The organism is Grimontia sp. AD028 (assembly GCF_000973155.1).
Classification (GTDB): Bacteria; Pseudomonadota; Gammaproteobacteria; order Enterobacterales; family Vibrionaceae; genus Enterovibrio; species Enterovibrio indicus.
The window spans coordinates 129,210-143,355 of sequence record NZ_LASY01000054.1 but is presented as its reverse complement, the minus strand read 5'-3'; the positions used below and the strand labels follow the sequence as shown (position 1 = coordinate 143,355).

12 protein-coding genes are annotated in these 14,146 nt (G+C 45.6%); 5 read left to right on the top strand and 7 right to left on the bottom strand.

Annotation, left to right across the window (positions count from 1 at the left end; genetic code table 11):
• Positions 1-28 precede the first annotated feature (28 nt).
• Both RN22_RS12725 and RN22_RS12720 read left to right on the top strand, forming a co-directional pair.
• Positions 29-1,291 carry an AAA family ATPase gene (locus RN22_RS12725; protein ID WP_046304778.1) on the top strand — a complete coding sequence of 421 codons (1,263 nt, stop codon included), beginning with the start codon at positions 29-31 and terminating at the stop codon, positions 1,289-1,291.
• Positions 1,288-2,127, top strand: coding sequence for a DUF4435 domain-containing protein (locus RN22_RS12720; protein ID WP_046304777.1), 840 nt, complete (start codon positions 1,288-1,290; stop codon positions 2,125-2,127). Before RN22_RS12725 ends, RN22_RS12720 begins: the two co-directional genes overlap by 4 nt.
• Before the next feature lie 456 nt (positions 2,128-2,583).
• Here RN22_RS12720 and RN22_RS12715 read toward each other — a convergent pair whose 3' ends face one another.
• Entirely contained in the window at positions 2,584-3,627 is a 1,044-nt protein-coding gene (locus RN22_RS12715; protein WP_046304775.1) for an IS110 family transposase, read from the bottom strand.
• Between the two features lie 226 nt (positions 3,628-3,853).
• A complete protein-coding gene (locus tag RN22_RS12710) occupies positions 3,854-4,606 on the bottom strand; it encodes a hypothetical protein (protein ID WP_156168202.1) in 753 nt (250 codons plus the stop codon).
• A gap of 279 nt (positions 4,607-4,885) precedes the next feature.
• On the opposite strand from RN22_RS12710, the gene RN22_RS12705 reads away from it, so the two are divergent.
• Positions 4,886-5,374, top strand: a complete 489-nt coding sequence (locus RN22_RS12705; RefSeq protein ID WP_046304771.1) for an ABZJ_00895 family protein — start codon at positions 4,886-4,888, stop codon at positions 5,372-5,374.
• Positions 5,375-5,499: 125 nt separating this feature from the next.
• On the opposite strand, the gene RN22_RS12700 is transcribed toward RN22_RS12705, so the two are convergent.
• Positions 5,500-6,405, bottom strand: coding sequence for a LysR family transcriptional regulator (locus RN22_RS12700; protein ID WP_046304769.1), 906 nt, complete (start codon positions 6,403-6,405; stop codon positions 5,500-5,502).
• A 149-nt stretch (positions 6,406-6,554) separates the two neighbouring features.
• Here RN22_RS12700 and RN22_RS12695 point away from each other — a divergent pair, with 149 nt between their 5' ends.
• On the top strand, positions 6,555-7,481 hold the full coding sequence (locus RN22_RS12695; RefSeq protein ID WP_052737537.1) for a DMT family transporter: 927 nt from the start codon (positions 6,555-6,557) through the stop codon (positions 7,479-7,481).
• Positions 7,482-7,572: 91 nt separating this feature from the next.
• On the opposite strand, the gene katG is transcribed toward RN22_RS12695, so the two are convergent.
• The 4 genes from katG to RN22_RS12675 all read right to left on the bottom strand — a co-directional run bounded on the left by katG (position 7,573) and on the right by RN22_RS12675 (position 12,795).
• Positions 7,573-9,750, bottom strand: coding sequence for a catalase/peroxidase HPI (gene katG, locus RN22_RS12690; protein ID WP_046304767.1), 2,178 nt, complete (start codon positions 9,748-9,750; stop codon positions 7,573-7,575).
• A gap of 344 nt (positions 9,751-10,094) precedes the next feature.
• Positions 10,095-10,427 (bottom strand): PepSY domain-containing protein, encoded by a 333-nt coding sequence (locus RN22_RS12685; RefSeq protein WP_046304765.1) that lies wholly within the window; start codon positions 10,425-10,427, stop codon positions 10,095-10,097.
• Positions 10,428-10,746: 319 nt separating this feature from the next.
• Positions 10,747-11,775, bottom strand: coding sequence for a methionine synthase (locus tag RN22_RS12680; protein WP_046304762.1), 1,029 nt, complete (start codon positions 11,773-11,775; stop codon positions 10,747-10,749).
• A gap of 45 nt (positions 11,776-11,820) precedes the next feature.
• Positions 11,821-12,795, bottom strand: coding sequence for a DUF1852 domain-containing protein (locus tag RN22_RS12675; RefSeq protein WP_046304760.1), 975 nt, complete (start codon positions 12,793-12,795; stop codon positions 11,821-11,823).
• A 249-nt stretch (positions 12,796-13,044) separates the two neighbouring features.
• On the opposite strand from RN22_RS12675, the gene RN22_RS12670 reads away from it, so the two are divergent.
• Positions 13,045-13,854 (top strand): sulfite exporter TauE/SafE family protein, encoded by an 810-nt coding sequence (locus RN22_RS12670; RefSeq protein WP_046304758.1) that lies wholly within the window; start codon positions 13,045-13,047, stop codon positions 13,852-13,854.
• Positions 13,855-14,146 lie beyond the last annotated feature (292 nt).

The window sequence follows — 14,146 nt, the reverse complement described above, 5'->3', positions numbered from 1 at the left end:
ACTATTGATTTTTAATAAGGAGCTAGGTTTGTACAAAGTAAAAAAAGTGAAAATTTCGGGCTTTTGGGGGGAGCACACTCTAAATGCTGACTTTGACAATGATGTCAACGTTATCATTGGCCGTAATGGTACAGGTAAAACTACCTTTATGAATATTCTTCATGCAGTTTTAACCGTTGATGTTGATTGGTTAGATGATTTTGAATTTAACCTTGTGGAAATTAAACTAACATCTAAGAATAAAACCAAAACAATAAAAGTATCTAAAGATCAACAAGAAGACTATAGATTTCAATCTGTTCAATATGTTATATCAAATAAAAAGTACGTTTTAAGAGTAGCAAACTCTAATGAAAGTGTTCCGCTTCATTTTAAGAGAAGACTGATCGAAGAATCTGAAGTTCTTAGAGATTTATTGAGAGAATTAGTAAGTATTACGACTCTCTCTGTTTATAGAATAAAAAAAGAGTATGAGTTAGACCGACGCGAGAGAATGGAGCGAAAACTAGTTTCACCTGTTGACCAAATATTAGCAGACTTACTTTCTCGACTTGCATCGTATAACTTAGAGCTTTCTGATCAAGCTAGAGGTGTTTCATCAAAACTTCAAAAAGAAGTACTTACATCTTTATTGTATGTAGATAAACCAACTCAAATGGATGGAATAAAATTAGAGTTCAATAGAAAAGAAGAAAAAAGAAAGTTAATTACAGCATACCGACAATTAGGTGTGTTGGATGCTAAAGTCCGAAAAGATATAAATCAACATATTGAGAGAGTAGCTACTAGTATAGAAAAAATGAAAGATGCTATTGGTAGATCAAAAGAAGATGAACCTGTGGCATTCGATTTCGGGCCTCTAGAAAAAATTCGACAAACTAATGATGTGGTTAGGATGTCATTGCAGGCTGAAGTACAAGAAAAAGAAATATTTAGACAAAGAGAGATATTTCTTAAAACACTCAAAGGTTTTATAGAAGATAAAGACTTTGAATTTATAAATGGTGTTTTAAAAGTCTTTAAAGAACGAGAGGTTCCAGTTGAAAAACTATCTTCTGGTGAGAAGCAGTTAATAATATTATTTGCTGAGTCGTTACTTCAACGTGAAAAACCGTTCGTTTTTATTGCCGACGAACCAGAACTATCTTTGCACGTAAGTTGGCAGCGAGAAATACTTCCCGCTATTAGATTACTAAATCCAAATTCCCAGCTTATTGTTGCTACACATTCACCTGAAGTGGCAGGTAAATACTCTGACAAGCTTGTTGATATGGAGGATATACTCAAATGAGTTCTGTAGAGTATTCGTCTGATGCTGTCAATGTGTTAAATAAATTCCACAGATGCCAAGATTTGATATATGTAGAAGGTGATGATGATAAACTATTTTGGGATGTAATTCTGAAAAAGTTTGGCATAAAGAATTATAAAATTGAAGCAAAAGACGGTTGTGATGAACTGGATAAATATATATCAAGGTTAATTTCTGAAGATCTTAATATTTATGTGGCTAGAGATTCGGATTATATAGATATTATAGGGAGTTTTCCACAACATAAAAGGCTGATTAAAACCTATGGTTACTCCATCGAGAATACACTTTTTGAGCCTAGCTCTGTTGCTGAAATAACAAAGCTCTGGATAAAAGGTAATGAGGTTAATGTTCAGGAAATATATGATTTAATAGATGAAGTATTGTCTCATATTAAACCTGTCCTAGAGCTTGATGTTGCTAACTATAAATTTGATTTATATGTTGATGTTCTTGGAGATAATTGCACAAGGTATATGAAGTCTCAGTCCTGTACTAACGTTGATGGTAAAAAAGTCAGTGCTCATTATAAAAAACTTGTCGATAATTTTACTGATGCGCAGATAGAACAAGTAAAAGAAATTATTAACAACAGCGATCTTGAACTATTTGAAGTTATTCGAGGACATTTTTTACAATCTATCATACTTAAGTTGATCTCTATGTGTGTTGTCGATAATGGGTACTCTCAAAAATTGTCTCATCATGCACTATATACTAATGCTATCCAACAAATGAAAATTATGTTTTCAGATGAAGATCATGCACATTATGACTACTACAAAAATAGTATTGAGCTCGCTTTTGTAGCCTAACACATATGAGCCCTTCTCCGGTCAATAGGCAATAGTATTCTTTTGGCTGCGCCAGCAGCCAATTCTCTCGAACAACAAAGTTGTCTACTTCGTTTTGTCATATACGCCATTAAGTCATTGCTTACGGCAAACACATATTGAGGGTCTCTTACTGCGGTCTCACCGCTGCCTGCCATTGGAGTGACAGGGCCACTAGACACTATTCGGTTAACCCAAGCTGGCACTATTCAAAAAGAAGGTTAAACGTTTGTTTTCCAGTTATCTTCAGGCTCAGGTTGGGTGTAAGCAACTTTGTTGTTCGTTCGGGTGCGCAACGATGGGGTGGCTAATCAAAGCAAAAGGGCTTGGACTACATTCGACACACCTGACCACCAGGGCTTAATGCCCATTAAACTCAGTCAGCAACGTGCTCTTTCTCAGCACCAGTTAGACGTTCAGCTCAGCCCATCGTGCGACTTATTCGGGTAAGAACTTTTGTGCATCAAACACGGTTTTGTTCCTCAACATAAAGTAAACACAGCGCCCCAGCTTGTGGGCAAGTGCGGACAAGGCTTTAGCCTTGCTCATGCGCTTTTGTAATCGAGTGAGATACTTCTTCGCTTTTTCGTTGCCACGAAGGTAAAGCACGGCAGCTTCCGAGAATGCCCATTTGAGGTGTGCATTACCGATTTTGTTGCCATTGGTGCCGCAATGTTTTCCTGCCGACTCGGCTTTGCATTTAATCAATCGCGAATAAGAGGCGAACTGCTGAACCGTCGGAAAGCGCTGGATATTGCCCACTTCATACAAGATGGTCAGCGCCAGAATGCGGCCAATGCCAGGAACAGTTTGAAGCAGTTGGTAATCCTGCGGGTTGTGATGCTTGGCGTTCTGCTCGATAAAGTGCTCAACGCTCGCGAGTTCTTTGGTGTAGAAGGCAATCACGTTCAAATCGATATCGAGGTTGCGATTAACCGCAGGCTCATTGAAGCGGTTACGGACTTCTTCTCTGGCATAGGGATAGCGAAGTTGCAGGTTTGGGGCAGGATGATTGTACTGGCTAAAAGTGTTGGAGACATGGGCTTTCAAGTCGGCACCGTGACGCATGATTTTAGTACGGCGACGAAGTAAATCACGGGTAGCCCTCATCGCTTTAGGGTAGACATAAGCGAGAGGGAAGTTTCCGCCCCGCAGCAGTGAAGCGATTTTGAATGAATCAATACGGTCGTTTTTTGTTTTGCCACCATGAATGGCTTTCATGTACAGAGCATGACCGAGCACAAAATCAAAGGCGTAGTCGAGGCAAAGGTCACTGACCCAATACCAGCAATGCATGCATTCAACGCCAACGACAATCTGGTCTTGGTAAGGCGTGATAAGAGCTAAAAGTGCATCGGGATTGGCATCGATTTTCTTGTGAACCACGGTGTTTCCCGCAGAATCAATGATACAGACGTAAAGAATACGCGCATGCAGATCGATGCCGCAGTAATAGTCGTGTTGTTGGTTATAAAATCTCATTGAGTCTTCTCCTTTTTGGTTTCGTCGCCTTCCAGCTTAGCCAGATGGCTAAGCTGGAGGAGAAGGCTCAATGAGTATCAAAGCATTTAAGAGTGATTCTGGACCTCCCCCGATTTAGTGGACACACATTTCAGTCCATAAAGGGGGCCTTATGCCAGCTTACTTAGTTGTTTGAGCAGGCATCCATAAGAACCAGAAGCAACCAAGCAGCCATACCAAATGGCTGCTACTCCCCTTCCCCCTCACTCAACGGAAAAACCTTGTCACCATTAATCGTAATTTCAAAAGATACCACCTCCCAACCCTCTTCCACGTCCAGCTCAATCGGGATTCCATTGCCCACGCCGACATAGGAAAAGTAGGACAAATCAAATTCTCTTCCGTTTTCAAAAGAGCCTTCAAACCTTGTCTTTCTTTTGCACGCTGGAAAGATGTGGCCATTGAAATCCAGCTCTTCAACACCTAAGAACGTCACCGTCGTTTCTATCTCTACTTCTGGTTGCTCCACACCATCAATAAAGCGCTTGAAGATGTTCTCTGATTCGTATTTTTCTCCCTTGAATAACTCATCTTTGCCTTGAAGTCCTGAAGGGAAGTAATACCAATCTTCATTTCCTCCACTCACTCCGTAAAACACATCATGACTGGAGAAAAACGTCTCTTCTGGCTTATCTGGGCTTAGGGTATAGAAGTGCCCATCTTTGTGTTTTTTGCGTTTGTAGGTGAAGAATTGGGTCGCTTTCACGCCGGTCATTCTGGGGACGGATACTTCACCCCCAGTCACCACTTTTTCACCCGCGCCATAGGAATAGTTGTGTGAGTCTTTCAATCGGTAGATGTTGTCCACCGTGTATTCTGCTCCCTCTTTGTCTAGCGCTTCGTTAAAGCAAAGAGAGGAGCTCACACTGCGGTCTATCTCTTCACACCCTGTCAGGAACACGGCTAGCAAGGAAAGAGGGCCGTACTTGGCAAGCTTCATAAAAACGTCCTGTTTGTTGCTACTTTTTCCGTTGAAACACTCTCTTAGGTTTTCACGGAGTACGCTGACGTACAATTGATACACCATGTATTCCAACGCTTTTTGCATAGATAAGACTGAACATTTGGGGTTTTGAGACTCTCCACAATATCGACACTTCTCGCAAAGCGAATCAATGTCTCCATTCATTCCATATTTGCTTTCCTCGCCAATCATCAAAAATGATTTAATAGCCATGTTTCTGAAAAAACGGATTTTTTACTTAAACAAGGATGAGTGATGACCACTGAACAGCAAACCGATGTTCCTCTCGCTGATGTCAAAGAGCCGAAGATTTGGCATGTTGCCCTTTTACTGAGCCTTTTGACGATTCTCGTCGAGGTGATTTTTTACGCGCTGGATTCTTATTTCGGTCCTACAGAATCGAGTTCTTCTTTTCTTTCAACTGCCCTTCCCTGCGTTGTAGCAGGCATGTATTTCGGCCAGAAAACAGAACGTTTGATGTCGCGTCAAACCCGTTTGCTGTCGATTCTTTTGTGGGGGGGCATTGAGCTCATTGTTGCTGCTGGCATCATGCGCTATTTCGGCTTAACGTTGGCTGAAGTTACTGCTGAGTTTGGTGCACTGTTCTGGTGGATTGTGGCCATCTTGATGCCGCTGATTCTTATCATTAGCTACTTCGTGTTTAAGTGGGGCGAGAAAATGGGGATTAAGAACGCCGTGAAAGCCCGTGAAAAGCAGTTAGCGAAGCAACAGAAATCCGAGTAGTCCTATCTTGTTATTTCTTGCAAGCAGGCATCAGCGTTTAGGTGCCTGCTTTCCCCTAAACATATCCATAATTTTTTTCTCTGCGCTTTGCACTAACACTCTGCTCACTCTGTCACCCGACTTAACTAGCTAGACTCATTCAACGAAAACCACTGCTGCAAGGATTCCGCTGTAGTCTTGATCGCTTCGTTTTTGCTGTCTGATTTCCGGCTGATGATGTACCAGGTTAACGGTAACCCTTTTTTAGTGACTGACACTGCTGCCACCAGCGCTTGTCTTATCGAACGTTTCAACGCCCAGCGGGAAAGAATGCTCACACCTAAATCAACGGCGATCATTTCTACGATAGCATCGGTCATTTCCACCACTTGCATGTGTGGAATACGAATACCGGATGGACGGATAAAGCGCTCATACTCAAAGCCGGGAAGTGCATCCAGGCTGTAGGTGAGGTAATCCACGTCAACCAGATCGTGAGCTTCTATCCAAGGTTTGGCCGTTAATGGGTGCTCAGGATGCGTCACCAACACCAGCTCATCTTCCATCAGGGGCTTGCAATCAAGCGCGGGGTTTTCTGAGCGTGCGGGAGAAATGATGATGTCGGTTTTTCCGGTTATCAAGGTCGCTTCGGCTTCTCGGGTTGCCGCCGCTACAAAATCGATTTGTAGCTTTTCTCTGCTGAACGCGAGCGATTTCAGAAACCCCGGAACCCAATGATAGGCAGAGTATTCTGCAATCCCTATTCGCACTAGATAACTGGCATTGGCGGCGGTGCGCTCGAATTCGTCTTCTGCCCGTGATAGCTCCGGTAGGATGGATGATGCCGTTTGGATCAGCGCTTGTCCCGCGGGTGTCGGTTTGAGTTTTCGCCCGTCCCGCTCGAAGATCGCGCTGCCTAACCGACGCTCCGCTTCTGCGAGCCGATGACTCATGGCGGGTTGAGTCACGCCCAGTACGTCTGCAGCCGCGCCTAAACTGCCGTATTTTCCAATCGCATCAAGCAACTGCCAATGGCGGATCTCCAGCCTCATACATGCAATCCTTTTATGTATAGTTAGAGTTATTCATTAATCATTCTACATCAAAACCGTTAGCATTCTTCTGTCGCTCATAGAAAGCATGAGTTTTTAACAACATGGCTTCTTAACAAAATGGTTCCTTAAAAGCAGGAGGGAAGCAGATGATGGGTATTTGGATGGTACTGGCAGCCGCATTCGGATTCAGTTCGAACCCTTTGCTGGCGCAGTTGTTATTGAGTCAGGGATTCTCGGCGGATGCTATCACTCTGTACCGCTTTGCTATCCCAACACTCTTGATGTTGCTTTTGATGAAAAAGCGCCCTGTGTTTGATGGCGAGTTTCTCCGTTTCGCGGCGGTCGGTGGGCTTTCGGCCGTCGGCATGTTGGCCTTTATGACAAGCCTGACCAAGCTCGAACCCAATACGGTGATTTTGACGTATTACGCCTACCCTATGTTCGCGATTTTGCTTGGCTGGCTTTGCTTTAATAAAACCATGAGCCGCAACCGGATGATCGCGGCGATGCTGATCGCTATCGCGGTCGGTATCATGCAAGACGCTCAAGGCTTCGATGCGTCCTGGTTAGACTTATTGGTTTGTCTTGCTGCGCCAGCGTCGTTTGCTGTGGTGATCAATATGTTTTCTCTGCCAGAGAAAAATCACGATGCCGCAGCGAGAATGTTCGCGGCCTTGTTGGGGAATGTTGTCGTCCTTGTGCCTATTACGCTGTTTAGCCAACAGGCGTTTTCGTTGCCCTCCACGCTTGAACAATTGGGGCTTGTTTTGGCACTCGGCGTGCTTTCTGCGGCCCTGCCCCAATACTTGTTTTCACGCGGCGCGCAGCTAGCGGATATGGAGAAAACCACCATGGTCAGCAGCTGTGAAGTGGTGTTTGCATTGGGATTAGCATGGTTCTTTCTGGGTGATGCATTACGCATGAACGACCTAATGGCAGCCACACTGATTTTGCTGGCGGGGTTGATTCGATATGAAGGCATACCAGTACCAATGGATAGTGATAGTGATGGGCTAGCCAAGGAAACCAGCTCAGCTCTTGTCTCCCATAGCACGGAAAACCATTCAGCCTGATGTTTGCGTGTTTGAGGTCTTTACTGATTTCAGATAAAAAAATACCGCTCACAAGGAGCGGTATTTTCATTTATTGCATCATGAACTGGGTTTAAGCGATGTCGAATCGGTCTGCGTTCATCACTTTGGTCCATACAGCAACGAAGTCCTTCACGAATTTCTCTTTGCTGTCGTCCTGCGCGTAGATTTCTGCATACGCACGCAGGATGGAGTTTGAACCGAACACCAAATCAACGCGGCTTGCGGTGTATTTCACTTCGCCGTTCTTACGTGAAACGATGTCGTAAGAGTTACGGCCCGTTGGTTTCCACGCATAGTTCATGTCGGTCAGTGTCACGAAGAAGTCGTTACTCAGGGTGCCGACGCGATCTGTGAATACGCCGTGTGCAGAGTCACCGTGGTTGGTGCCCAGAACACGCATACCACCCAGCAGCACAGTCATCTCTGGTGCGGTTAAGCCCAGCAGCTGTGCACGGTCCAGCAGCATTTCTTCTGGCGCGACAGCGTAGTGCTGTTTCTGCCAGTTGCGGAAACCATCTGCCAGCGGTTCCAGCACAGCGAAGGATTCCACATCAGTTTGTTCTGCCGTTGCATCACCACGACCTGCTGCGAATGGCACTTCCAGTTCGAAACCAGCAGCTTTCGCGGCTTGCTCCACACCCAGGTTACCCGCCAGCACAATCACGTCTGCGACGCTGATACCGAACTCGTCCGCGATTGGCTCAAGCACAGACAGCACTTTTGCCAGACGCTCAGGCTCGTTGCCCTGCCAGTCTTTCTGAGGCGCAAGGCGTATACGTGCGCCGTTTGCACCACCACGTTTGTCAGAGCCGCGGAAGGTGCGTGCGCTGTCCCACGCAGTAGATACCATTTCACTGATAGACAGGCCGCTTTCTGCGATTTTCACTTTCACAGCTGCAACATCGTAGTCCGCTTTACCTGCTGGGATTGGGTCTTGCCAAATCAGATCTTCTGCCGGTACATCTGGACCCACATAGCGAGATTTAGGCCCCAAATCACGGTGCGTCAGTTTGAACCAGGCACGCGCGAACACTTCTGAGAAATAAGCCGGGTCAGCATGGAATTTCTCCGAAATCTTGAGGTAATCCGGGTCGATTTTCAGCGCCATGTCAGCATCTGTCATCAATGGGTTATGACGAATGCTTGGGTCTTCCACGTCTACCGGCTTGTCTTCTTCTTTAATATCGACAGGTTTCCACTGCCACGCACCTGCTGGGCTCTTAGTCAGTTCCCACTCATGCTTCAACAGCATGTCGAAGAAGCCGTTGTCCCATTGCGTTGGGTTGGTCGTCCACGCCCCTTCAATACCACTGGTGACGGTGTCGCGACCCACGCTGCGGGTCGTGTGGTTCTGCCAACCAAAGCCTTGCTCATGGATATCTGCGCCTTCTGGCGCTGGGCCCAGATTTGCCGCATCGCCATTACCGTGTGCTTTACCTACGGTGTGGCCGCCAGCTGTCAGCGCAACGGTTTCTTCGTCGTCCATACCCATGCGAGCGAAGGTCACACGCATATCCTGCGCGGTTTTCAGTGGATCTGGGTTTCCGTCTACCCCTTCTGGGTTAACGTAGATAAGCCCCATCATCACGGCAGCGAGTGGGTTTTCCAGATCGCGCTCGCCTTCTGCCGCGTAGCGACCATTCTCACCGCCGCTTGGTGCCAGCCACTCTTGCTCTGATCCCCAGTAGATATCTTTTTCTGGGTGCCAGATATCTTCACGGCCAAACGCAAAGCCAAAGGTTTTCAGACCCATGGACTCATACGCCATGTTACCCGCCAGGATCATCAGATCACCCCAGCTGATTTTGTTACCGTACTTTTGTTTGATAGGCCAAAGTAAGCGGCGTGCTTTATCCAGGTTGGCGTTGTCTGGCCATGAGTTCAGGGGAGCAAAGCGCTGGTTACCCGTGCTCGCACCACCGCGGCCATCACCAATACGGTAAGAACCTGCTGAGTGCCACGCCATGCGGATCATTAAACCGCCGTAGTGACCCCAGTCGGCAGGCCACCATTCCTGACTTTCTGTCATCAGCGCTTTCAGGTCAGCTTTCAGCGCCTCTACGTCAAGCGTTTTGAGTGCCTCTCGGTAATCAAAGTCTTCACCAAGAGGGTTAGATTTGTTGTCGTGTTGATGGAGGATGTCCAGATTGAGCGCCTTCGGCCACCACGTCACGTTTGAGGTTCCGGTACTTGTCATTGCGCCATGTACTACAGGACATTTTCCTGATGCATTGTGTTTATTGTCCATAATCCAGCCTTTTGTTTATTGTCTCTTTTGGTTTAAAGGTAGTCTGCTACTTACCTCAGCAATGCATCAAAAATAATCCCTTATTGATAATGGTAACAATTGCTTTTTCCTATACCTGCAATTGGCTTGATCTATGTTAATTTTTAGAGGGTTTTGGACAGTTTCAATACACTGTTTTCGTTAGTATTCTGTTGTAAAGGAAGTGCTGCTTGATTAGGCGGTGGAGAGTGCGAGTAGGTCTTTGGAGCTGGTCTGTGCCGGTGGAAGCGAGTAAAAATTTGGATGTTGAGCAAAAGGCCACTTCACTTAGGTCATGAAGCAGCCAATGACATTATTTATCTACGTTATTTATCTGTATCGCCAGCCACACCTTCATGTGAAAGGTCGCCTGAAAGCTCTGCTTGGATTTCTGCCAGGCTTTCTTTTTCAGCCGCTACGATTTTGCCGCTGACTGCGTCTACTTCCACTTCGTAAGCTTGCTCGCCAGATCTTACAAACACGTCCCACTGAGTATCTGGTTCGTCAAAACGAATACCTAGCACTTCAACGCCCACTTCCGCCAGTGCGGCTTTGATTGCCGCCTCTTCAGTAATCATTTTGGCATCTGCTGCGTAGCTAGAAACGCTGAATGCGCCCACAGAAGCCAGAAGTGCACTACCTAAAATCAGTTTTTTCATTTGTCTGTCCTTAACGTTATTTTTACCAAGAGAGCCTTGCCTCTGAGGTTGTTGAAGGTTTGAAAATCTGAGAGCACCTTCAGCAAAAATGGGCAATGCCTCGTATCATCAATGGCAGATTAAAAGACGTGGTGTAAAAAAAATGTGAAAGCGCTTTTTCACATTTTTCCACAGCGTGTTTACAGAGGAAGAGAAAGCACTTAAGCGATTGAAGGAAGTGAAAATAATAGAAAAAGACAGACACATAAGATGTTGTGAATTGGGCACAACATGTATTGACTTGCTGCGTCTGTCTTAAATTTCTCTACCAATATTTAGGTTAAGCAGAGAGTTCTTTTCGGATGATTTCCGCACCTGCGCTCAGTGCGTTCAGCTTAGCCGTCGCCACTTCGCGGGAAAGCGGTGCCATACCACAGTTGGTGCATGGGTAGAGTTTATCGGCATCAACATATTTCAATGCTTCACGCAGCGTGTCAGCCACTTCTTCCGGTGTTTCGATGGTGTTTGTCGCCACATCAATGGCACCTACCATGACCTTCTTGCCACGGATGAGTGATAGCAACTCGATTGGCACGCGGGAGTTATGACATTCCAGCGAGATAATATCGATGTTGGATTGCTGCAGCTTTGGAAAGACTTCTTCGTACTGTCGCCACTCTGAACCCAGCGTCTTTTTCCAGTCGGTGTTGGCTTTAATTCCGTAGCCATAACAGATGTGAACAGCGGTTTCACATTTTAGCCCTTCGATGGCGCGTTCCAGCGTGGCAATGCCCCACTCGTTCACTTCATCAAAGAAGACATTAAATGCAGGCTCATCGAATTGAATGATATCCACGCCGGCCGCTTCCAATTCTTTCGCTTCCTGGTTCAGGATTTTCGCAAATTCCCACGCGAGCTTTTCGCGGTCTTGGTAGTAGCCATCGTAAAGGGTATCGATCATGGTCATAGGACCTGGCAGCGCCCATTTGATTGGCTTGTCGGTTTGCTTGCGTAGGAACTTGGCATCTTCTACAAACACGGACTTTGGACGGGAAACTGGGCCAACCACCGAAGGCACACTCGCTTCATAACGGTTTCGGATTGTCACAGTTTCGCGCTTTTCAAAATCAACGCCATTTAAGTGCTCAATAAATGTCGTGACGAAATGTTGTCGTGTTTGTTCGCCATCGCTGACAATATCTACGCCTGCGACTTGTTGTTCCTGCAATGCCACACGAAGTGCATCTTGTTTGCCATCAATTAATGCATCACCTTCTAATTTCCATGGTGACCATAATTTTTCTGGTTCTGCCAGCCACGAAGGTTTCGGTAAGCTTCCTGCTGTTGAAGTCGGTAATAGTGTTTTCATAATAAATACTGTCTTTTCTCTTTATTCGTTATTGTTTGATCGTAATTAGGCGTAATTCGCAGACCATTGCTCTAGAACATTTTGGTAAGGCTTGATGAAGTTTTCTTCTGCAAACTTACCTTGTTCAATCGCTAATCGGCTGCGCTCTTCACGGTCATATACAATTTGCGTTAAAGAGTGGTCAGCATTTTTCAAGTTTGGCTGATAGCGTTTTCCCGCCACTGCATTGGCATTGTAAATTTCAGGGCGATAGATTTTCTGGAATGTTTCCATGGTGCTAATTGTACTGATTAACTCAAGGTTGGTGTAATCATTCAGCAAATCGCCAAAGAAATAGAAAGCTAATGGTGCAACGCTGTTTGGCGGCATAAAGTAGCGAACCTGAAGGCCCATTTTCTTGAAGTATTGCTCGGTGAGTGAAGACTCATTTGGCTGATATTCCACGCCCAGCACTGGGTGCTGGTTTTCTGTCTGGCTGTAGACTTTGTTGTCTGACACGCTCAAACAAATGACTGGCGGCTTCTTGAAGTTTTGCTTGTAAGCCTCTGAGTTCACGAAGTGTTTGAACAGCTTGCCATGTAGCTCACCAAAGTTCTCTGGAATGCTGAACTTAGGCTGGTCCTTGTTGTGATCAAGAAGCAGGACGCTGAAATCATAATCACGCACGTAAGAAGAGAAGTTGTTACCCACAATACCTTCAATGCGCTCGTTGGTTTGGCGGTCAAGAATGTTGGTTTTCAGAATCTCAATAGACGGGAATGCCTCACCACTGCCTTCGATATCCATATCAACGGAGATAATTTCCAATTCCAAAGAATAACGATCGCCTTTTGGGTTATCCCAATTAGCGAGAGAGTTAAAGCTGTTATCAATCATTCGCAGTGCATTGCGCAGATTACTCTGACGGCTATCACCTCGCGCTAAATTGGCGAAGTTAGTGGTAATTCTGGTGTTGTCTTTTGGCTGATAGTTTTCATCAAAACTAATGCTGTTAATCGCGAACGTAAAATTCTTATTCATGGTGATCGGGTTCCTGATCTAAAACTGACTTAATTCCTTACTGTTACTGGGCTTTATTTTTGTTTATCACTTTCCCAGTCAGTCGTATTCACTGTTTTTCAGTGATACTTGCATAGTGAGATTTATACGTGCCTCATGGATTTAATGAAAACTCTTTTCCTTCACCTTCATCATGAGAAATCTTCATGATCTATTTTTATTTGTTCGTGTAGGATTTCAGCCTCTTGAAAATAAGCAGAGATGAAATGGATGAGTGATTTGCTTTTATTGTTTATATATTGTGCGCTGCTCGGCAGCGGCGTAGGTTTTCTGGCGGGATTGTTAGGTATTGGTGGCGGGTTGGTCATTGTGCCGATTCTCAGCGTGATTTTGCTTCACTTTGAAGTCTTGCCCGCACAGCAGGTCGTGGTTGCAGCCATCGCCACTTCATTAGCCTCGATACTCTTTACTTCTACTTCTTCGGCTATCGCTCATCATAAAAACGGCAATGTCCCTTGGGATTTGGCCCCCTGGATCATGACTGGCGTGGCGCTTGGCGCACTCATCAGCGGCTTTCTGGCAGCTTTGTTACCTGAGCAAATCGTTCGCATGGTGTTTGCGGTGAGTGTGGTACTCATTGCATTGAAGATGATTTTCAGCGGCAAGAGCGGTGATGACGCCGAGCGTAAACTACCAAACAAACCCCTACTGACTTTCTTCACCACGATTGTCGGTGGCCTATCTGCCATGATTGGTATCGGTGGCGGCGCTCTTCTGGTGCCTATGTTGAGCTTCTTTTCTATCGACATGAAGAAAGCGATTGGTTGTGCTTCTGCTTGTGGCATCGTTATCGCTTTGTTTGGTTCGGTAGGTTACATCACATCTGGTAGTGCCCATTTTGCATTGAGCGACGGTTTCGCTGGCTTTGTGTATTTACCTGCCCTGCTGGGTATCGTCTGCACGTCTTGGTTCACTGCGCCTTTGGGCGCGAAGGCGACCCAAACCTTGCCTGTTGCCACGATAAAGAAAGTCTTCGCGCTACTTTTGTTAGCAATGGCGGCGAATATGGCGCTGCGCTAAGCATCTAAGGGGCGATTCGCCCCTTCTTTCCCTTCCTTTTTTGCCATTTTTAGTGACCGTCCAGCTAACATTCTTCACTTTACGGAAAACTGCTGCATATCTTCCAATCTTATGATTTGAATAACAAAAACATACCAATACATTGGTAATTGGGAGCTGCTTCTAATATGCACTTTTGCCCACAATGTTAAATTCATCGACTGATTCCCATTGAGGTTCGAGAGGGTGATGTTTTCAGCAATTTGCTTTTGCTGTCTGACAACGCCGGACTCTCCAACTCTTCCAAATGACA